The organism is Bacillus sp. V5-8f, from assembly GCF_002863565.1.
GTDB lineage: Bacteria > Bacillota > Bacilli > Bacillales > DSM-1321 > Peribacillus.
The window spans coordinates 1-19,347 of the sequence record NZ_PGUW01000003.1 but is presented as its reverse complement, the minus strand read 5'-3'; the positions used below and the strand labels follow the sequence as shown (position 1 = coordinate 19,347).

Sequence of the window (19,347 nt, the reverse complement as noted above, 5' to 3'; positions counted from 1 at the left end):
TAGTTAACTAGCCATTTTGTTGTGAACCTGAATACAATATATATAACTTCAACAAAGGAGGGAATCTCTAAATGGGTTACAGAAAGTTAGGACGCACTAGCGCACAACGTAAAGCATTGCTTCGTGATTTAGCTACTGATCTAATCATCCATGAGCGTATTGAAACTACAGAAGCTCGTGCGAAGGAATTACGTTCTGTTGTAGAAAAAATGATCACTCTTGGCAAACGCGGTGATTTGCACGCACGCCGTCAAGCAGCTGCATTCATTCGTAATGAGGTTGCTAATGCTGAAACAGGACAAGATGCAGTTCAAAAATTATTTAGTGATATCGCTGCCCGCTACGAAGAGCGTCAAGGCGGATACACACGTATCATGAAAATGGGTCCACGCCGCGGTGACGCTGCACCAGTCGTGGTAATCGAGTTAGTTTAATAGTAAAGAGTTAAGGATCATCGGCTAATTTCGTCACATATTGTCGGTCAGCTAAGACCGTCAAACCCTGTGACAACGCTGACAGACCTCACTTACTGTGAGGCCTGACAACGCCGATGCCAGCGCATCCGTGCGCAAGTGAGGGCAGGACAGTTTGAACATCTAACTTGTTCTTTGCCCTTTTTCTTTTAACTAAAACAGCAAGAATTGCTTTCAAGAATACGCGAAGCAGAGTGTAATGATGGCTGACGGTTTTCATCACCGTCTTCTCGTCTAGCTCTAGTACCCCTTCCCGCTATGATTAGCGAAAAAAGTAGATGCCTGTTGACGACATAGGTATCATTAGCTGCTCTTAATTTACCGAATCTATTCGGTGGAAGGGGTGCAGCGTTTTTTTTTATCTAAAAATAGTTTCTAGATATAAAATAAAAGTGTCCTATGTTTCAATCCGGTTTTTAGAAGAAAAGTAAGCTAGAAGATAGCCGTGTGCAGAGGAGGCCAGCCATGGGGGATACGCTTGTTTCTTTAAAAGACGTAACTTTTAAATATGATGGACAGGACCGGAATGCGATAGATGGAATAAGCTTCGACGTTTACAAAGGTGAATGGCTAGCAATCGTCGGCCATAATGGGTCGGGGAAATCGACCTTGGCTAAGCTATTAAATGGTTTGCAATTTGCCGTTTCCGGTTCCATATCTATAGGTGATATGCAGCTTACAGAAGAAACAGTCTGGGATTTTCGAAAAAAGATAGGTATGGTTTTTCAAAATCCTGATAACCAGTTTGTCGGAACAACAGTCCAGGATGATGTGGCTTTTGGTTTAGAAAACCTGGGGTTTCAGCGAGACTTGATGATAGAGCGTGTCCAGGATGCATTAAACAAGGTAAAGATGGATCAATTTCTTAATCAAGAGCCGCACCATCTATCCGGTGGGCAGAAGCAGCGTGTTGCAATAGCTGGTGTGCTTGCCCTCCAGCCTGATATCATTATACTGGATGAAGCCACCTCAATGCTCGATCCTAGAGGACGGGAGGAAGTATTGGACACTGTCCGTGAATTAAAGGAAGAAAAAGTGTTGACGGTGATTTCTATTACGCACGATCTGGAAGAGGCGGCAAAGGCTGATCGGATCATTGTCCTTAATCAGGGTCGTTTGTATCGGAAGGGTACCCCGGATGACATATTCCACTTGGAAGATGAACTAGTGGGATTAGGGCTAGATATTCCTTTTTCCGTTAAACTAAGCAAAGCTTTACGTGATGAAGGCCTAGATCTAGCTGGCAGCCACTTAACAGAAGAAGAGTTGGTGAAGGATTTATGCGCATTGAACTTAAGGATGTAGAATTTCGGTATCAAGTGAATACACCGTTTGAACGATTGGCCCTTCATGATATCAACCTGACGATCGACCCGGGAACGTATGTAGCCATAATTGGACATACTGGTTCAGGTAAATCAACGCTGCTGCAGCATTTGAACGCGCTTGTGAAACCTACAAAGGGCCATGTTATTATCGGCGAACGTACGATTGAAGCAGGACGAAAAGAAAAACACTTGCGGCCCATCCGTAAGAACGTGGGCATAGTCTTCCAATTTCCCGAACATCAATTATTTGAAGAAACAGTGGAAAAGGATATCTGCTTTGGCCCAATGAATTTTGGTGTACCGGAAGAAGAAGCAAAGAAGAAAGCAAGGGATGCTTTAAAATTAGTGGGATTGTCAGAAGACATTTTGGAGAAATCGCCTTTTGATCTATCTGGCGGGCAAATGCGGAGGGTTGCCATTGCCGGTGTACTTGCTATGGAACCAGAAGTAATTGTGCTTGATGAGCCTACAGCCGGGCTTGACCCACGCGGCCGTAAAGAAATTATGGATATGTTTTATCTGCTCCACAAGAATCAGGGGATTACGACCATATTAGTAACGCACAGCATGGAAGACGCAGCCAGGTATGCTGATGAAATCGTCATAATGCATGAGGGCAGCATCTATCAAAGAGGTACACCTTTTGAAATATTTTCACAGCCGGAACAACTGATTGAAAAGGGGCTGGATGTACCTGAAACCGTACGTTTTCAGTTAAAGCTTCAAAAAGAATTAGGCATGCGCTTTGACCATCCATGTTTAAGCATTGAAGATTTAGCTGGGGAAATAAAGCGGGTTATGGAACGGGGGAGCCGTTAATGCTGGATAAAATGATTTTTGGCCGGTATGTGCCGCTTGACTCACCGATCCACCGCATGGATCCCCGCTCTAAATTATTGCTCGTTTTCTTTTTTGTTTGCGTGGTATTTCTCGCGAACAATTTAGTGACGTACGCCATCTTAGGAATTTTCACTTTTATATTGGTAGCAATATCCAGAATTCCTGTGCGCTTTTTATATAACGGATTAAAACCAATTTTTCTGCTGATTGTTTTTACTTTGCTGCTCCATATATTTTTTACGAAGCAAGGCCCTCTTCTATTCGATCTTGGGTTTGTAAAAATTTATGAAGGTGGACTGCAGCAAGGAATCTATATTTCCATGCGTTTTACCTTTTTGATCCTGGTTACCTCCCTGCTTACATTGACCACATCTCCTATCGCAATCACTGATGGAATGGAACAGCTTTTAGGACCGCTAAAAAAGTGGAAAATGCCAGTACATGAGCTTGCGTTAATGATGTCAATTTCTTTGCGTTTCATTCCAACCCTAATGGAGGAAACTGAAAAAATCATGAAAGCTCAGACAGCAAGGGGTGTTGATTTTTCATCGGGTCCGATAAAGGAACGTGTGAAATCAATCGTTCCCCTGTTGGTTCCTTTGTTTGTAAGCTCATTTAAGAGAGCTGAAGAATTAGCTATTGCTATGGAGGCGCGTGGATATAGGGGCAGTGAAGGTCGGACGAAATACCGCCAATTGAGCTGGCAAACGCTAGACACACTATTAATGTGTTCACTGGTTGTGTTAACAGTGTTACTGCTTTTATTCCGTTCATAACGAGGTTAAAACATGTTTAGATATAAATGTATTATTTCTTATGATGGCACACAGTTTGCGGGTTACCAAATTCAGCCTGATAAGCGTACCATTCAACTTGAAATGGAAAAGGCACTTCGTAAAATTCATAAGGGCGAGGAAATAAAGGTCAGTGCTTCTGGAAGGACAGATGCTGGAGTTCATGCCAAGGGACAGGTGATTCACTTCGATTCAGCCTATGCTTTTCCGGCTGCTAATTGGGAAAAAGCGATGAACGCACTTCTGCCTAATGATATTGCAGTGATAAGTGTGGAAAAAGTATCCCAAGAATTTCACTCCCGCTTCAACGCATCAGGAAAAGAATATAGATATATCATTTCTCTTTCGAAAAAACGGGATCCCTTCCGTAGAAATTATGTCTACCATTTTCCTTTCGAATTGAATAGCACTGACATTGAAGAGGCGATTCCATTTCTCTTGGGTACCCATGATTTTACAAGCTTTTGTTCTGCTAAAACGGAAGTGGAGGATAAAGTGCGTACCATTAGGCAAATAGAGCTACTGAAGGAAGGAGACATGCTGACGTTCCGCTTTGTTGGAAATGGATTTTTATACAATATGGTCCGTATTCTTGTGGGGACATTGCTGGAGGTCGGGACCGGTAAAAAAAAGCCTAGCGATATGGGCCAAATACTAAAGAAAAAGGACCGCAGCTATGCCGGGAAAACGGTCCCGGGACAAGGGTTGTACCTGTGGGAAGTATTCTACGAAAATAAATAAAAAATTTTTTTGTCATGACAACTAAACCTGGCGTACATCCCCTTGACAATGGCCTAGGGAGCGTTTAATATAATATGGTATGTATTTTAATCCCACGATGAGCCCCGGAAGACTTATTGTGATTGAAAATAAATATGAAGATTGATTTTTAGGAGGATAATCATGCGTACTTTTATGGCGAAAGCTAACGAAGTTGAACGTAAGTGGTACGTTATCGATGCTGAAGGCAAAACTTTGGGACGTCTTGCAAGCGAAGTAGCATCCATCTTACGCGGAAAACACAAACCAACTTATACACCTAACGTTGACACTGGTGACCATGTAATTCTAATCAACGCATCAAAAATCGAATTGACTGGGAAAAAACTAACTGACAAGATCTACTACCGTCACAGCATGCACCCAGGCGGTTTGAAAACAAGAACTGCTCTTGAAATGCGCACAAACTACGCTGAGAGAATGCTTGAGCTTGCTATTAAAGGTATGCTTCCAAAGAATTCTCTTGGCCGTCAAATGTTTAAAAAATTACACGTATATGCAGGAAACGAGCATCCACACCAAGCTCAACAGCCTGAAGTATACGAATTACGCGGATAATTATTAAGGAGGTTACTATCTTGGCACAAGTTCAATATTATGGTACTGGCCGCCGTAAGAGCTCAGTTGCTCGTGTACGTTTAGTACCAGGCGAAGGCCGCATTATTGTTAACGGACGTGAAGTTGAAGAATATATCCCATTTGCAGCACTGCGTGAAGTAGTAAAGCAGCCACTGGTTGCAACTGAAACTACTGGCAGCTACGATGTACTTGTAAATGTAAGCGGCGGTGGATACACTGGTCAAGCGGGTGCAATTCGCCACGGTATCGCACGTGCATTGCTACAAGCTGACCCAGAATACCGCGGTTCATTAAAATCTGCTGGTTTACTGACTCGTGACGCTCGTATGAAAGAACGTAAAAAATACGGTCTTAAAGGCGCTCGTCGTGCACCTCAGTTCTCAAAGCGTTAATTTCTGGCGCTTCAAAGGCTCTCAACCATTTTGGTTGGGGGTTTTTTTATACCGGAATTTTGCTCTGTGACCACGATTTTATACATACATTGTCATCTTATATCCGAATGGCCTAAATGCTCTTGCACCTCTTTGATACAAGCACCAGCTTCAAACAGGAGAGATGCATGAATATGCCTGATTCCATGAATTGGTGGTTCGGTGCAGCTTGTGTTTTTTAATCAAGATATCAAGAGAAATAAAAAAACCTGATTGGCAAATCAGGTAATGAAGCACTTTTATAATCTTTTCCTTGTAGTGATTATATTTGGATAATGGAATAGTAACCACCAGGACCGTTACAGATAGATAACATACATCGTATACTTTGAAATTGCTTTTTGTGCCAAATGAATCTTGCATCCTGTACGTTTCATGACTCCATTCAAGATTTTCGGATTTTTTTCCAAAAGATCTTCATCGACTACATAACACGGTGTTGGTAATTCTTCAAACTGCATATTACCATCATTCCTTCGAATCTAATAATATCACAGGCTCAGGATCAACAAACACTGGGTTATAGTCTTCTCTCATGTAAGTCCCCACTTGTTTAACTCTTCAATGAATGTACCGCGGTCAAATTCTTCAATATTGTAAACGCCTGGTTTGTTCCATTTTCCTGTAATAATCATCATGGCGCCAATCATGGCAGGAACGCCTGTTGTATAGGAGATGGCTTGAGAGTTTTGCTTTTAACTCATCACACTTAATTGCTTACCGTTATGGCCGGTGTATCGCAGGCGAAAACGGACCTCATTAAACAGAGCTGGTTCTTCCACCTTTGTCATGAAACAAGGAACCCCAATCTATTTGAGTTATTGCTCGACAATCCAAGTATAAAGAATTGGGCATTTACATGTTTTTCGTGCCTACCGAAGTGTGTTAAGACCCAATAAATATTATAGAGCCATTTTTAAATGGGCGTCCATCTCACCATGGCAAATATGCTGTAGGGATAGTAGTTGATTTTTCAGGATTTAGGTAAATGTTTTATTTCACTTTTCTCATTGCCTCATAAATATATTGTACAAGTATATAAAATTGAATATCGAGAGGGTGGAATATAGCGTGAGTTGGATGTCTCAAAAGGAGGTCTCTGTTACGTGATAAGTTTCACAGCGATTATAACAATAGTAGCTTTCATCATTACCATGATTCTTATCTTTTGGCGGCCTTGGGGAATAAACGAAGCCATACCTGCGACCTTGGGGGCAATCTTGGTTTTTTTGAGCGGTAGTTTGTCTCCCGAAGATATTCTGGACATAAATACAAAAGTGGTAGGCGCCTCCATTACAATTATTGCTACAATGGTAATGGCTCTAACATTGGAAAGTATTGGGTTCTTTCGGTGGGTGGCCACCAGATTATTAATAATGTCAAAAGGATCCGGAATAAGGCTTTTTTGGTTAACTAACCTGCTCTGCTTTTCGATTACACTTTTCTTGAACAATGATGGAAGTATTCTGATTACAACCCCTGTGTTGCTGTTGATTCTTAAAAGTGTCAACTTAAAAAACACGGAAAAGCTTCCGTATTTAATTAGTGGAGCATTAATTGCAACAGCCTCCAGTACGCCAATCGGTTTAAGTAATATTGTCAATTTAATATCTTTGAAGATTATTGGAATGGACCTCTACTTGTATACACTTATGATGTTTGTCCCAGGAACAATAAGTGTAATTTTTCTTGCAACAATCCTATATATCATTTTTCATAAGAAAATCCCCAAGAAGCTACCTTATTTATCAACTAACAGGGATCATGCTCAGTTATCTATTATGCAACCGCTGAAGTCTGCACTTAACGAAAATGAAACAAAAAGACAATCGAAATTGATGGTCATAGTTTTGACATTTGTCTTTGTTGTCAGGATATTAATTTTTGTTGCTTCATATTTCCACATTCCTGAATATTTGGTAGCTATGCTAAGTGCCTTTTTATTATTAGGCTGGCGCTGGTTTTATTTGAAACTAAATCCCTTAGATATGTTAAAGAAAACCCCATGGTACATTTTTATATTTGCCTATACCATGTATATAATTGTGTATGGGTTACACAATATAGGGATGACAGACCTAGTTGTAATATTAACTGAACCTATCATCCAGGACAATTTGTTTTATGCAACCATGATTATGGGAACTATTATTTCGTTGATGTCAAATATATTTAATAATCATCCCGCTTTAATGATAGGTACATTAACCATTACTCAATTGGGGCTAGATCCAATCATCTTAAAAACGATTTATCTAGCCAGTATCATCGGGAGTGATATTGGGTCTCTTTTGCTTCCAACAGGGACGCTGGCCACATTGATTTGGTTCCATCTTTTGAAAAAGAACAAGATAAAAATTTCTTGGGGAGAATACTTGAAGGTAACAGGATTGGCGATTCCAGCCACTGTTGTATTTTCTCTGACAATATTATATTTATGGATATACTTATTCTTCTATTAATTTATCGGATGTACATCTCCCTTTAATGTTGGTTTGGAGAATGATCGCTATTGTATTTCATTTGCAAGGATTTTATTATCAGGGAAGGTGAACAGATTTTAAGTGTGACAGCTTCCAGTACACTGGATGACCGGTAGCATTAACAAGTTCTACCACGTTGTTTGAGATATTTAACAACAAGCCAACTTTGTCCGGGTGATCACCCGTATCGAAAACCAGCAGTTGTCCTTCATATTTTTTTATTTGCTCTTCAAAAGTCCGGGCAAGGGGGACGCTTGCTGGTATAACAGGCAACAATGTTTTGCTTAAAGTATAGGGAGTGATATCAGAATTATAAGGGGTCAGCCATTTTACATGCTGCATAGATATGAATATTGTTTTATAAACAGGAGAATAAAAACAGATATAATCGTTTAAAACGTTTGTGATATAACCATGAATAGACTTGTTCCCGGTAACGAAAATCTCCATAAACTGCCCTTTGGCATTTTTTAAAATCTTTCTATAAGATATCGATTCCTTTTCATCCTCATAAGACCAGGACTCATCCGGTTTTTCCGTTGGGGCTCGATCATCAGACTTATTCCACTTTTTAAGGTTATGCATATGCATAAATGGTATAAAAAGATAATTCTTGCCGTTATAAAGGACTAGAATATCCAGCCCTATGTCGATAAGTAAGCCCGAAAAGGTGGTTTGCCCTGAAATTTCGACTTTTACCTCTTCTCCAACTAAGTTTTTGAATTGATACACTACATTCCCTCCTTCATTAGAATTGCAAAAGTTTCATGCATCTAGAAATCATCACAGCGTAACAACCCGGTACATTCTATCCACGTAGGAGTGCATTTTATAGAAGCATTCTGCCTAAAGACCCTGCAGTCGTTCATTTTTCAATTGATGGTACATTTTTTCAGCATGCTTCATAAGTGCAAAAAATTGCTTTTCCATCAACAGTTTTTGTTCTTTTGTATCTATTTTCTGTTCATGATGATAAACCTGACTTCTCGCACATTCAACTTGTCTATTGGTTATACTTGTCACTAACGAAGGATAATCTTTTTCTCGAAAGAACCGCTCCACTTCACTTTTCATTTTAGGTTGACTGGTTTTCCTTTGTCTTCGGTAATAACCAGTACGTTGGTCAAATGTTTCAATGTACCTATTGTCTGAAATGAAATGTTTCTCTGCTGAATCTATTTCTTGGAATGGTTCATTCGAGGGTTTAGTTTCTTCTATATGCATACAAGAGGGTTCACTGTCTTTATGTTCGGAATCCTGCTGTATATTCATTGCTGACTTAGACGTGGTACACTCATTTTTAAAGGGGGGATTCTGATTGGTAAAGGTATCAGTGCAGTTTTTTTCAACAGGAGAAGAATCGCCTGTATGTCTGTGTAAGCAGTCATTATCAAGTGTAACCCAACCAATGCTTTGTTCGATATTACTTTTTAAGCCTTTAAAACTAGATTCCTCGTGACTGTTTAAATTTTGATCTGGATAATCATTAATTCCTTCAGTTTTAAGCGGGGGATTTGCATCCACGGATTGCAGGGCATGTGTTTTTTCGTAGTCCAAATCTTCTAGAGGGTAATCCTGACTAGTTGTTGATTGGGTAACTCCGCTGTCCTCTGAAAGGAATGAATACTCCTCTAGGTTTATGTTTTCCTCCAAGGAATTTTGCTGCTGTTCATCTTGAAACGTAAAGTCTGAAGTCCATGACTTGTGGAAATCCTTTTTTTTCTCTTTTTCGATTTTTACAATATAATGATTATCCCTGGTTTCTTGTAGGGAGACCTCGTTGTCCTCGAGTCTGTCTGGTTGCTCCTGCACATCATGACTTTCTTCTAAAGAATTATGCGGCTGTTCGTCTTGCAATGGAAAATCTGTAGTTTCGAAGTTGCTGGAAGCTTCATTTTTTTCGAATTCTGCGATACGGTGATTGTCCCTGGTTTCTTGTAGGGAGACCTCGTTGTCCTCGAGTCTGTCTGGTTGCTCCTGCAGATCATGACTTTCTTCTAAAGAATCATGCGGCTGTTCGTTTAGCAACGGAAGATCTGTAGTTTCGAATTTGTTGGAAGCTTCAGCGTCATTTTTTTCGAATTTTGCAATACGGTGATTATCCCTGGTTTCTTGTAGGGAGACCTCGTTGTCCTCGAGTCTGCCTGGTTGCTCCTGCACATCATGACTTTCTTCTAAAGAATTATGCGGCTGTTCGTCTTGCAATGGAAAATCTGTAGTTTCGAAGTTGCTGGAAGCTTCATTTTTTTCGAATTCTGCAATACGGTGATTGTCCCTGGTTTCTTGTAGGGAGACCTCGTTGTCCTCGAGTCTGTCTGGTTGCTCCTGCACATCATGACTTTCTTCTAAAGAATTATGCGGCTGTTCGTCTTGCAATGGAAAATCTGTAGTTTCGAAGTTGCTGGAAGCTTCATTTTTTTCGAATTCTGCGATACGGTGATTGTCCCTGGTTTCTTGTAGGGAGACCTCGTTGTCCTCGAGTCTGTCTGGTTGCTCCTGCAGATCATGACTTTTTTCTAAAGAATCATGCGGCTGTTCAGTAGTTTTTGAGTGAGATTGCTCCTTCTTAGGCTCGTAGATTCCATCAATAATATTGGAAATAAAAGACCTTTGGATATAAAGCTGTTCCCCATCCTTTATCAACATAACGTGATCTCCTGTTATTTTACTCAACAGGCCGGTAAACATCTGATTGTCTAAGCTGTTGATGGTGACCCAGTGATACCTGAGACCGGTTAAGACGTCTGTAAATAGAGTTTTGTTTTGGTGTGGAATATCCTCTGCCTTCGGTTTGAAGTATCTTGCATTTTTTGATAAAGCCTGAATTTGATTAAGCGCGAAATAATGAACAACGGAATTAAGATTGACGACCAAATGGTCAATTTTAGCATCAACTAAAATACCTTCCACAAACTGGCCATTATTTATAAACAAGCCAATCTTTTGTCCTTTAAAATGACTTATGATAGTTGGGAACTTTTCATCTCTCATTCAGGGTACCCTCCGTAAATAGTTTATGTCGCTTCTGGGTGACAGAAGCGACCAAATACATAAACTATTCTTTCTCTTCCTGTGTCTCTTTCTCTTCCTCTTTCGATTTGGCTTCTTCCTTCGTTGGCTTTCCAATCATTTCACCATAGCTGATATTACGGATATGGAACGTTGCTATCCTGATTACCTCTTCATTTTTCACGACTGTGACAAAATCATCATTGATATCATCCAGCACACCTTCGAGTGACTCTTTTCCTCCACGGTTAATTTTTACCCACTGGTATTTTAGCGAATTAAGTGCTTCCTTAAAATTTGCAGTTTGTGTCAGTTCAAAATTTTCCGGAATCTCCAAATCAAGCGGCATTTGATTTTTGGAATTTTCTGTTACGCTCTTTATATGGTGTGCTTTGTAATATATGATTCCATCTTCTTTGGTAAGAAGTGTAAGGTGGTCTTCTCCTATGGCTAAAAGTTTGCCAACCCTTGATTCATGTCCACCCCTATCCACTCTCAGGGTTTTTCCAAGCAGAGACTTCATCATTTCCATATTCATAGTTACTTTAACCTCCTTGAATATTTTCCTTGTATCTATATGTGTCTTGTTGTGACAAAGTACCTGATGCGACAGCCCGTTTTCTGAATTGTTAAAAATAGACTAAGATTGGGGGGAAGATAAACATAATTTTTAGCTTTTGTTTTAGGACTCTCCCGTAGAACTATAAATTTGGACAGATCTTATGTATATTTTTTCTGAAAATGATATTTGTCCAATCAACTGAACGACTATAAACATACCATGCAATTGTAAGGACATATTCAGAAAGGATGACCGTTTATGGCTGAAAAACACGAAGCCGAAGGTAAAGAGGCCTCGAAGGAGAAAGAAAAATTGAAAGGCAAAGGGTCTTCCAAGGGCAAGGAAAAACCGGAAGGCAAAGAGTCTTCCAAGGGCAAGGAAAAATCGGAAGGTAAAGAGTCTTCCAAGGGCAAGGAAAAATCGGAAGGCAAAGAGTCCTCCAAGGGCAAAGAAAAATCGGAAGGCAAAGAGTCCTCCGAGGGCAAAGAAAAATCGGAAGGCAAAGAGGCCTCCGAGGGCAAAGAAAAATCGGAAGGCAAAGAGTCCTCCGAGGGGAAAGAAAAATTGGAAGGCAAAGAGGCCTCCGAGGGCAAAGAAAAATCGGAAGGCAAAGAGTCCTCCGAGGGGAAAGAAAAATCGGAAGGCAAAGAGGCCTCCGAGGGCAAAGAAAAAGCGGAAGGCAAAGAGGCCTCCGAGGGGAAAGAAAAATTGGAAGGCAAAGAGGCCTCCGAGGGGAAAGAAAAATTGGAAAGCAAAGAGTCCTCCGAGGGGAAAGAAAAATCGGAAGGCAAAGAGTCCTCCGAGGGCAAAGAAAAGTCGGAAGGCAAAGAGTCCTCCGAGGGCAAAGAAAAATCGGAAGGCAAAGAGTCCTCCAAGGGCAAGGGAAAATCCGATGGCAATGTTTCTGGCGAAAAAAAAGGACCGGGTGGGAAGAAGGGACCTGGACCGGGTGGGAAGAAGGGACCTGGATCAGGTGGCAAAAAGGGGCCAGGGAAAAAATAGATATTCCCCTAGAAATTCTAAGTATTATGTTCAATCGTAAAAAAAACGGCGGTATCCTATTTTGGATGCTGTCCGTTTCCATCTCATGTGGGTTAGAGTCTTGAAGGAACACCAGAGCGAGGCTTGTTTTCTGGTAAAGTGTGTGAATCGAGTATAAGGGGATTGCATTTTCTTTTATGTCTCGCGAGCGAAATGTTTTCTGTTGATACGGAATACGGGAGTGTACTTATTGTTGGAACAACTGAATTACAGCAATTTATAGAATCAGGATGTATCTCAGCCTCAATTGTTAGTTGTGTCTAACAATTTGGGGTGCAGTTTAATCTTACTGCTTTTCTAGGTATTGAGTAATCTCGTTTTTCTTCATCCTATAAGTTATAAGCGTGGTAAATGTTTGACCACATTTTAACCATGAAACAAAGAGAATGCATTTTCTTCATTTTTAAATAATAACTAAAGAAGCCAACAAGAACAGGCTTCTTTAGTTTTCCTTTTAGTTGGTATTACTCCTATATATAGAAGTTCATTATCACTTTTCTATCAAAATGGCCTCAGATGTCTTGTTTGTTTCCCTATTGGTATAGAGATTATCGGAAAGAAATCTGGTAAGATGTTCTGTCCTAAGAAAAGAGAATGTAAGAAAAAAGTAAGCCCAACAACTAACTGAGCTACTAAGGGCTATTGATTGGACGGTATTTGCGTTAGTTTGAGTAGAATTGATCTTCATGAGTAGCGTTAAAGCTATTTGGAGCACCTCGAATACATCTTACTTAATCTGTTATGAGAAAGTTTCCCCCTGAGTTGAATGCGACAACGTTGTCGAATCGGCGTCCCGTTCCATCCCTACTAAGGAAACTACAACTCTAAGCCTCAACCAGTGAAGGATCCTGCCGTTCCCGTACTCAATTTTTGCTAAATGAATGGGTAATTAACTCCAGCGTAACCACCACTCGAGTAACCAACAGTTGAGTAACCACCACTCGAGTAACTGACACCCGGATAACCAACACCCGGGAAACCAATACCGGGATAACCAGCACCGGGGAAACCAACACCCGGATAACCAGCACCAGGGTAACCAATACCAGGGTAGCCAAATCCAGGGTAACCGAAGCCTGGATACCCAAAGAATCGGCGTGAAACCAATGCGCCACCTAATAAACCGCCTAATAAACCGCCCACGAAAGGCCAACCAAAACCTGCAAACCTAGTGTCATATGCCTCTGGGCCACGATAAGGGTACATGGTGCTCTTCCTCCTTTTTCTTTAATGTCCTCGGTATTTCATATGCTTAGGAAATGGGAATGGCGTGGGCATTATATATTCAGTTTTATTCATCTTCTATTCACTAATCTTCCTTAAAATTTCCTCCACAAGCGGCAGCCTTATAATTTTTCGGACGAGTGACGTTTGATAAAGTAGTGTGGTCACGCTGTGCTGGTCCATTATACCAGTTCTTTACGCGGGACTTGGCCTCATTAACTTTAATGTCTCCAAATCTTGCTTCCACTCCCTTATAAATAATTGCCATGTTCAAAGTTAAAAAAGGGAGCATTGCACGTTTTACGGGGCAAAAACTAATGATAAGTCCCGTAGCTAATAACGGGATAGCGGGGAGGAACTATTGGATTTTTGAGGTGCATAACATGAATGTAATCACAACGCTGAGAGAGAAGCAGAAGGCAAAGCAAGTCAAATATGACCGAAAAATTTTACGGGAACTTTCCATCGAGACATTAAAGGGCCGGGTTAAGGAGTGCTTCGGTTCAGACAGGATCATAGGGGTGTCCCTTAGTCAGGTGCTTGAGGAAGCGTGTTACGATGTTGCAATCGAGGCCTTTCTACTTGGAGCCAATTACAGTAAGTTCGCTTCCTATGGAGAATCCATGGACATGGCAAGAGACCGTTCCAGCAAGGAAGAAAAACATCTGACTGATACGCTGTTTAATTTTCTCCTCTATTGGGGAAAAGCCGGCGATAATGATATTTATAATGAAAGCCTTTATTACAGATGTGAAGGTTATGTGGGCGCGTGGTGGAAAGACGGTTTTGAAAAAGGAGACAGGCGCCGGAAAATGAGGCTTCACTAATAGCAACAATATCAAAACCGCCGGGTGTTCTATTTTCATGCCTTGTCCCATATTTTTTAATATAGGACGGGTGAAAAGGGGACAAAATATGCGGCGGAAATTAAAATATACAGGCTTTGCGATTGGGTTTATTGTGTTATTTTTAATTGTTACAGTAAAGTTTGTAGATGATGATTCGTGGAAACCATGGAACCTGCCTCTATCAGGAAAAATTATTATTCTTGATGCTGGACATGGCGGTCCTGATGGGGGGGCAAACGTGGAGTCGGTGCTCGAAAAAGAGATAGCATTAAAAGTTACAAAGAAAATTAGGGATTTTCTACAGGAACAGGGTGCTCTTGTGATCATGACGAGAGAAGATGATGGAGACCTGGCTGACGAGAGTACAAAAGGTGTCCGCAACAGGAAACGGGAAGATTTGCGGAACCGGGTCAAAATGATTAACGAATCCGAAGCGGATTTATTCCTCAGTATTCATCTAAATGCAATTCCTTCTAACAGGTGGAAGGGTGCGCAGACCTTTTATACAAGGCGGTATGAGGAAAATCAACAAGTCGCGAAATTCATTCAGGCTGAAATAAAAAGAAATCTGGAAAATACAAACCGTGAGGCAAAGCAAATTGATAACGTTTATTTAATGAGAAACGCTCAAAAGCCGGGTGCCCTCGTTGAAATTGGGTTTCTTTCCAATTCTGAAGATAGATCGAACTTGATTAAGGAATCCTATCAGGAAAAGATTGCGGCGTCCGTTTACAAAGGGGTATTACGATACCTTACAGAGAAAAAGATACCTGATTGAATAAAAGAAACGTAAGCCGGACGATTGTCCGGCTTCTTTCATACATAAAATAAAGGGTTTTCAAGCTGGCTTGTTAAGCAATCATGTTATTGTGTGTTATACTAATGGGTGGAAAACAAGAATAAAAAAGGTAGGTGCCCGGTGTGTTAACAGAAGAAAAAGTACTGAACTTGCTAAAGGATCTTGAGGACCCTTTTCTTCATAAAAGTTTAGCGGAAACAAATGGAATCCTAGAAGTTAAGATAAAGCCTGAAAAGAAACATGTAAGCGTTAAAATTGCGATTGCGAAAACAGGGACAGGTGAACAGTTGCAGCTCCAAACCAAAATAGTCGAGATCTTGAAAAATGGGGGAGCAGATTCAGTAGGAATCCGTTTTTCAGATTTGCCTGAAGAGGAATTAGCTAAGTTCCGTGCGAGTATGCAGGAGGAAAACCCTGGGTTGTTATCACCAACAAGTAAGACAAAATTCATTGCGATTGCCAGTGGGAAAGGCGGAGTTGGAAAGTCGACTATTTCTGTTAACCTTGCCACTGCTCTTGCACGTCTTGGTAAAAAAGTTGGTCTAGTGGATGCCGATATTTATGGTTTCAGTGTCCCGGATATGATGGGAATTTCCAAGCGCCCGACAGTACGTGGTGACAGAATTATACCTGTTGAACGGCTAGGCGTAAAAGTTATGAGTATGGGCTTTTTTGTAGAAGATAATGCCCCTATCATTTGGAGAGGGCCAATGCTTGGAAAAATGCTCAACAGCTTCTTTAATGAGGTTGAGTGGGGAGAGTTGGACTATTTATTGCTCGACCTTCCTCCGGGAACTGGTGACGTGGCTTTGGATGTTCATACAATGCTTCCGTCTTGCAAGGAGATTATCGTTACGACTCCGCATCCAACAGCAGCTTTCGTTGCAGCCCGGGCTGGTGCGATGGCAATTAAAACTGAGCACGAAGTAATTGGTGTTATTGAAAATATGTCGTATTTCGAAAGCGAATTGACAGGTGAAAAGGAGTATGTATTTGGCCATGGCGGCGGTGAAAAACTTGCCGAAGAGCTGCGTACCCAGGTATTAGGGCAACTTCCTTTGCAACAGCCAGATTGGAACGATGATGATTTCTCTCCTTCCATTTATGCTGAGGATCACAAATTAGGGAAAATTTACATGGGAATTGCAAACAAGGTAATCGATATCCTCCAGGATTAAAATCCATACAGGCTGAACCAGCATTGGTTCAGCCTTTTTCGGGCGAATTTTGTCTAAAAAATCTCGTGAAGAACCACCTGCTATTTGCCCTGGCTTCCTTTTTCCGGCATGGCTGCAGCTGCTTTTAACAGGATATCCGCAATTTTTTCTTTTACAGCCGGGCTATCCATCGTCTCAATGAGAGTGGTTTTGGAGAGCTGCCTCATTTCTTTGCTTTTGAACACAGCGTCAAATTCTCTTTGAACAGCTGGGTCCCTCATAATCTCCATGATCATGCCTCGATATTCCGGATCCTTTGTTAAATCCTTTATCAGTTGTTCGTGTTCATTTCTCATGCTTTTAGCATATGCTGCAGCGAATTTTGGGTCACTGAACGCGTCTTGCCAAAACTGTTTTCCTTTCTCGGATGTCATTGTTTCCTCAATAGTATCAGATACTACTTGTTGATCCAGGATAAATTGTTTTTTTATGCCGTCTTCAGACATAACCTCCTGGATGGCTTTCTTTCCATCATCTGTCTTTAATATATCGACAACCATTCTTTTCGTTGCATTATAGTCTGCATTTTCTTGCGCCTGTCCTTGTTGGGCGCATCCTGTTATTAAAAGACACAAAATAGAGAACACAAATAATATAGATCTGGATCTCATTATATGAGCCCCTTTCATGAATATCATAATTCTAATATGACTATATGTGTTATTATTATTCGGTTTCAGAAGATGTAGATTTTTCAAGGGTGCATTGGTACAATCAAAGGTGTAAAAAGAACGCTATGGGGGAAAATCATGAATAGCCGTAATATAGTTCGATTATTTCTATCAACGTTGGCAGTCGGTGGGATTACTGCGGGTATTGTCGGATTTGCCGCCCGTTGGGATGAGTTCGCTCATTTATTTACCTCTTTTGATATTGGAGAAATTGTGTCCACCTTTATATGGATGTTTGGGGTAGGGCTGATTTTTAGCGTCATCAGCCAGGCTGGTTTTTTCGCATATTTAACGATTCACCGTTTTGGCCTTGGAATCTTTCATGGCCCTTCTTTATGGAATGCGGTTCAGCTTGTGGTGATTGTTTTTGTACTGTTTGACCTTGTATATCTCCGTTTTATATCATTCGGCACTGGTCAAGGACTGGGCTCATACCTTGCGCTTGCTATATTTTTATTGGTAATAGGGTTAATTACGGCCTTTTTTAAGACAAAACAAACAAATAAACAGGCTTTTATTCCGGCTTTATTTTTTATGGTAGTGGTGACCACGGTGGAATGGGTTCCTGTCTTGCGCGTTAATAATGAAAGCTGGATGTTGTTTATGTTATTTCCTCTGCTCGCATGCAATGCATACCAGCTGCTGATACTTAATAAATTGATTTCAAAATCACAACAGGAGTTGGAAAGCAAAAAGGCGAAGAAAAAACAAACCAGTTTGAATAGACATAAACAAATGACATAAATAAAAAATGGGACCCTGACTGGATATGGCGGGGTCCCATTTTGTTTGATGAAGTTATTTAATTTCTTTGCTTTTAGTCCTGGAATTTGAAATCATTTCTGAAACGGACATAAACTCTAGATTTTTTGAGCGGAGTTCTGAAAGCATCTGTGGCAGGGCTTTTTGTGTCTGTTTCGCCGAATCGGAGGCATGCAATAAAATAATATCCCCTTTGTCGGCTTGGTTCACATTTTCGATAATTTTATCGATACCTGGATTTGTCCAATCTTTTGAATCTACACTCCAGTGGACCACTGTATAACCGAAACGTTCACTGATTTTAAGAAGCCTCTTGTCAAAATGTCCAGTTGGTGCACGTAAAAGCTCAATGTTTTTGACATTTAATTTTTTAAACACGGTCCGTGCCTTTGATATATCTTTTGAAATTTCATCGTCTTTCATATTCGTATAGTCTTTATAAGCATACCCAAGTAATCCGATTTCATAGCCTTCCTTAACAATGTCGGATACAATGTCAGGGTGTCTTTCTGCCCATGCTCCCGACAGAAAGAATGTTGCTGACTTAACTTTTTCCTGCTTCAAGGTTTCCAATATAGGCCTTGCGCGCTCATCACCCCATCCAATATTAAAGGTAAGAGCAATATGGTTTTCCCCCTTATACACAGCCTTTGGTCCGTCCGGTGTTGAAAATACGGGAGCATGCAAAATATTTTGAACAAAAAGGAACCAAGCGGTGAATAATGCTGTGAATATGATAAGACCATACTGTTTGATTTTGCGTGCACTTAATATCATGTAAAAATTCATTTCTTAATCACCTCGTCCACAACTCTTATCTCCATATCTATGGAGAAACGGAAACCTTTATGCGCAAAATTAATAAGGTCATAAATTAAAACGGTTCTTATTGGACACCATAAATGAAAAATAATTAAAGGTGGAAAAAAGATGCTCGGGTTTGTAATTACTGATAAAGAAAAGCAAGAAATAGAATACATCGTAAAAAGGGAGCTGGATGAAATTCTATTCGACCTGAATGATGAGCGCATAGATCACATTGTTAAAAGAGCAATGGAGGAAAGATATAAGATTCTTTTCAATTTGTTTAAGAGAGTAGCGTCAGCGAAGGATTGCATGATCTATATGAGACCGAAATGCCACTTAAATAAACGTGACCAGATATAACACCCATAAACAATGTAAAATGTAAATAATCTGTCGAAAAACTATTGACGATCATTCTAATCGCTGTTATATTAATAAAGTTGCTGTGAACAAGATAGATTTTGAAAAACTAGTAAAATCTTCTTCAATATTATTCTTGACAGAGCGGTGAATATTTGTTATTATAACGAAGTCGCTTCTGAGAAAAGCAGAAACAACGAAATTGCTCTTTGAAAACTGAACAAAACAAAGCGCCAACGTTTTTTTAATAGTGAGCAAACACTTTAAAAGCAAATGAGCTATGCAAACATTTCTTCGGAGAGTTTGATCCTGGCTCAGGACGAACGCTGGCGGCGTGCC

The 19,347-nt window shown here is 40.5% G+C and carries 21 protein-coding genes and 3 pseudogenes; 14 read left to right on the top strand and 10 right to left on the bottom strand.

Going from position 1 to position 19,347, the window contains the following annotated elements; genetic code table 11:
- Positions 1-71 precede the first annotated feature (71 nt).
- The 7 genes from rplQ (at position 72) to rpsI (ending at position 5,186) form a co-directional block, all read left to right on the top strand.
- Positions 72-434 carry a 50S ribosomal protein L17 gene (rplQ, locus tag CUU64_RS03610; protein ID WP_101631921.1) on the top strand — a complete coding sequence of 121 codons (363 nt, stop codon included), beginning with the start codon at positions 72-74 and terminating at the stop codon, positions 432-434.
- A 504-nt stretch (positions 435-938) separates the two neighbouring features.
- On the top strand, positions 939-1,778 hold the full coding sequence (locus tag CUU64_RS03605; protein ID WP_101631920.1) for an energy-coupling factor ABC transporter ATP-binding protein: 840 nt from the start codon (positions 939-941) through the stop codon (positions 1,776-1,778).
- On the top strand, positions 1,754-2,620 hold the full coding sequence (locus tag CUU64_RS03600; RefSeq protein ID WP_101631919.1) for an energy-coupling factor ABC transporter ATP-binding protein: 867 nt from the start codon (positions 1,754-1,756) through the stop codon (positions 2,618-2,620). Before CUU64_RS03605 ends, CUU64_RS03600 begins: the two co-directional genes overlap by 25 nt.
- Positions 2,620-3,417, top strand: a complete 798-nt coding sequence (locus tag CUU64_RS03595) for an energy-coupling factor transporter transmembrane component T family protein (RefSeq protein WP_101631918.1) — start codon at positions 2,620-2,622, stop codon at positions 3,415-3,417. Before CUU64_RS03600 ends, CUU64_RS03595 begins: the two co-directional genes overlap by 1 nt.
- Before the next feature lie 12 nt (positions 3,418-3,429).
- The gene (gene truA, locus CUU64_RS03590; protein WP_101631917.1) at positions 3,430-4,176 is read left to right on the top strand and encodes a tRNA pseudouridine(38-40) synthase TruA; all 747 of its coding nucleotides are present in this window, start codon (positions 3,430-3,432) and stop codon (positions 4,174-4,176) included.
- A gap of 162 nt (positions 4,177-4,338) precedes the next feature.
- Positions 4,339-4,773, top strand: coding sequence for a 50S ribosomal protein L13 (gene rplM, locus CUU64_RS03585; protein ID WP_180954455.1), 435 nt, complete (start codon positions 4,339-4,341; stop codon positions 4,771-4,773).
- A 20-nt stretch (positions 4,774-4,793) separates the two neighbouring features.
- Complete coding sequence (rpsI, locus tag CUU64_RS03580) at positions 4,794-5,186, top strand: 30S ribosomal protein S9 (protein WP_101631916.1); 393 nt, start codon at positions 4,794-4,796, stop codon at positions 5,184-5,186.
- A gap of 95 nt (positions 5,187-5,281) precedes the next feature.
- Here the strand turns inward: rpsI and CUU64_RS03575 are convergent.
- The 3 pseudogenes from CUU64_RS03575 to CUU64_RS03565 form a co-directional block, all read right to left on the bottom strand.
- A pseudogene (locus tag CUU64_RS03575) lies at positions 5,282-5,377 on the bottom strand (tyrosine-type recombinase/integrase); the annotation flags it as partial.
- A gap of 162 nt (positions 5,378-5,539) precedes the next feature.
- Positions 5,540-5,686, bottom strand: a pseudogene (locus CUU64_RS03570) (carboxynorspermidine decarboxylase); the annotation flags it as partial.
- 7 nt (positions 5,687-5,693) lie between these two features.
- A pseudogene (locus CUU64_RS03565) lies at positions 5,694-5,911 on the bottom strand (saccharopine dehydrogenase C-terminal domain-containing protein); the annotation flags it as partial.
- A 441-nt stretch (positions 5,912-6,352) separates the two neighbouring features.
- Between CUU64_RS03565 and CUU64_RS03560 the strand changes: the two are divergent.
- On the top strand, positions 6,353-7,687 hold the full coding sequence (locus tag CUU64_RS03560; protein WP_257985414.1) for an arsenic transporter: 1,335 nt from the start codon (positions 6,353-6,355) through the stop codon (positions 7,685-7,687).
- 78 nt (positions 7,688-7,765) lie between these two features.
- Here CUU64_RS03560 and CUU64_RS03555 read toward each other — a convergent pair whose 3' ends face one another.
- From CUU64_RS03555 to CUU64_RS03545, 3 genes are all read right to left on the bottom strand, one after another.
- The gene (locus tag CUU64_RS03555; protein ID WP_101631915.1) at positions 7,766-8,440 is read right to left on the bottom strand and encodes a DUF2642 domain-containing protein; all 675 of its coding nucleotides are present in this window, start codon (positions 8,438-8,440) and stop codon (positions 7,766-7,768) included.
- Positions 8,441-8,554: 114 nt separating this feature from the next.
- Positions 8,555-10,699: a hypothetical protein gene (locus tag CUU64_RS03550; protein WP_101631914.1), complete on the bottom strand. Its 2,145-nt coding sequence runs from the start codon at positions 10,697-10,699 to the stop codon at positions 8,555-8,557.
- Between the two features lie 64 nt (positions 10,700-10,763).
- Positions 10,764-11,255, bottom strand: a complete 492-nt coding sequence (locus CUU64_RS03545; protein WP_101631913.1) for a hypothetical protein — start codon at positions 11,253-11,255, stop codon at positions 10,764-10,766.
- A 282-nt stretch (positions 11,256-11,537) separates the two neighbouring features.
- Between CUU64_RS03545 and CUU64_RS03540 the strand changes: the two genes are divergently transcribed.
- Positions 11,538-12,281: a hypothetical protein gene (locus CUU64_RS03540; protein ID WP_101631912.1), complete on the top strand. Its 744-nt coding sequence runs from the start codon at positions 11,538-11,540 to the stop codon at positions 12,279-12,281.
- 912 nt (positions 12,282-13,193) lie between these two features.
- Here the strand turns inward: CUU64_RS03540 and CUU64_RS03535 are convergent.
- Entirely contained in the window at positions 13,194-13,526 is a 333-nt protein-coding gene (locus CUU64_RS03535) for a hypothetical protein (RefSeq protein ID WP_180954454.1), read from the bottom strand.
- Between the two features lie 401 nt (positions 13,527-13,927).
- Between CUU64_RS03535 and CUU64_RS03525 the strand changes: the two genes are divergently transcribed.
- The 3 genes from CUU64_RS03525 to CUU64_RS03515 all read left to right on the top strand — a co-directional run bounded on the left by CUU64_RS03525 (position 13,928) and on the right by CUU64_RS03515 (position 16,369).
- On the top strand, positions 13,928-14,371 hold the full coding sequence (locus tag CUU64_RS03525) for a DUF2521 family protein (protein WP_101631910.1): 444 nt from the start codon (positions 13,928-13,930) through the stop codon (positions 14,369-14,371).
- A gap of 88 nt (positions 14,372-14,459) precedes the next feature.
- Positions 14,460-15,170 carry an N-acetylmuramoyl-L-alanine amidase CwlD gene (cwlD, locus tag CUU64_RS03520; RefSeq protein WP_101631909.1) on the top strand — a complete coding sequence of 237 codons (711 nt, stop codon included), beginning with the start codon at positions 14,460-14,462 and terminating at the stop codon, positions 15,168-15,170.
- Between the two features lie 143 nt (positions 15,171-15,313).
- Positions 15,314-16,369, top strand: coding sequence for an Mrp/NBP35 family ATP-binding protein (locus CUU64_RS03515; protein WP_101631908.1), 1,056 nt, complete (start codon positions 15,314-15,316; stop codon positions 16,367-16,369).
- Positions 16,370-16,449: 80 nt separating this feature from the next.
- Here the strand turns inward: CUU64_RS03515 and gerD are convergent, their stop codons facing one another.
- Positions 16,450-17,019 (bottom strand): spore germination lipoprotein GerD, encoded by a 570-nt coding sequence (gerD, locus tag CUU64_RS03510; protein ID WP_101631907.1) that lies wholly within the window; start codon positions 17,017-17,019, stop codon positions 16,450-16,452.
- A gap of 138 nt (positions 17,020-17,157) precedes the next feature.
- Between gerD and CUU64_RS03505 the strand changes: the two genes are divergently transcribed.
- Positions 17,158-17,823, top strand: coding sequence for a KinB-signaling pathway activation protein (locus tag CUU64_RS03505; protein WP_101631906.1), 666 nt, complete (start codon positions 17,158-17,160; stop codon positions 17,821-17,823).
- Between the two features lie 54 nt (positions 17,824-17,877).
- Here the strand turns inward: CUU64_RS03505 and pdaB are convergent, their stop codons facing one another.
- Entirely contained in the window at positions 17,878-18,630 is a 753-nt protein-coding gene (gene pdaB / locus CUU64_RS03500; RefSeq protein WP_101631905.1) for a polysaccharide deacetylase family sporulation protein PdaB, read from the bottom strand.
- A 141-nt stretch (positions 18,631-18,771) separates the two neighbouring features.
- Here pdaB and CUU64_RS03495 point away from each other — a divergent pair, with 141 nt between their 5' ends.
- The gene (locus CUU64_RS03495; protein ID WP_101631904.1) at positions 18,772-19,008 is read left to right on the top strand and encodes a hypothetical protein; all 237 of its coding nucleotides are present in this window, start codon (positions 18,772-18,774) and stop codon (positions 19,006-19,008) included.
- 66 nt (positions 19,009-19,074) lie between these two features.
- On the opposite strand, the gene CUU64_RS22320 is transcribed toward CUU64_RS03495, so the two are convergent.
- A partial coding sequence (locus tag CUU64_RS22320) for a hypothetical protein (protein WP_219621857.1) occupies positions 19,075-19,347 on the bottom strand: 273 nt, incomplete at its 5' end.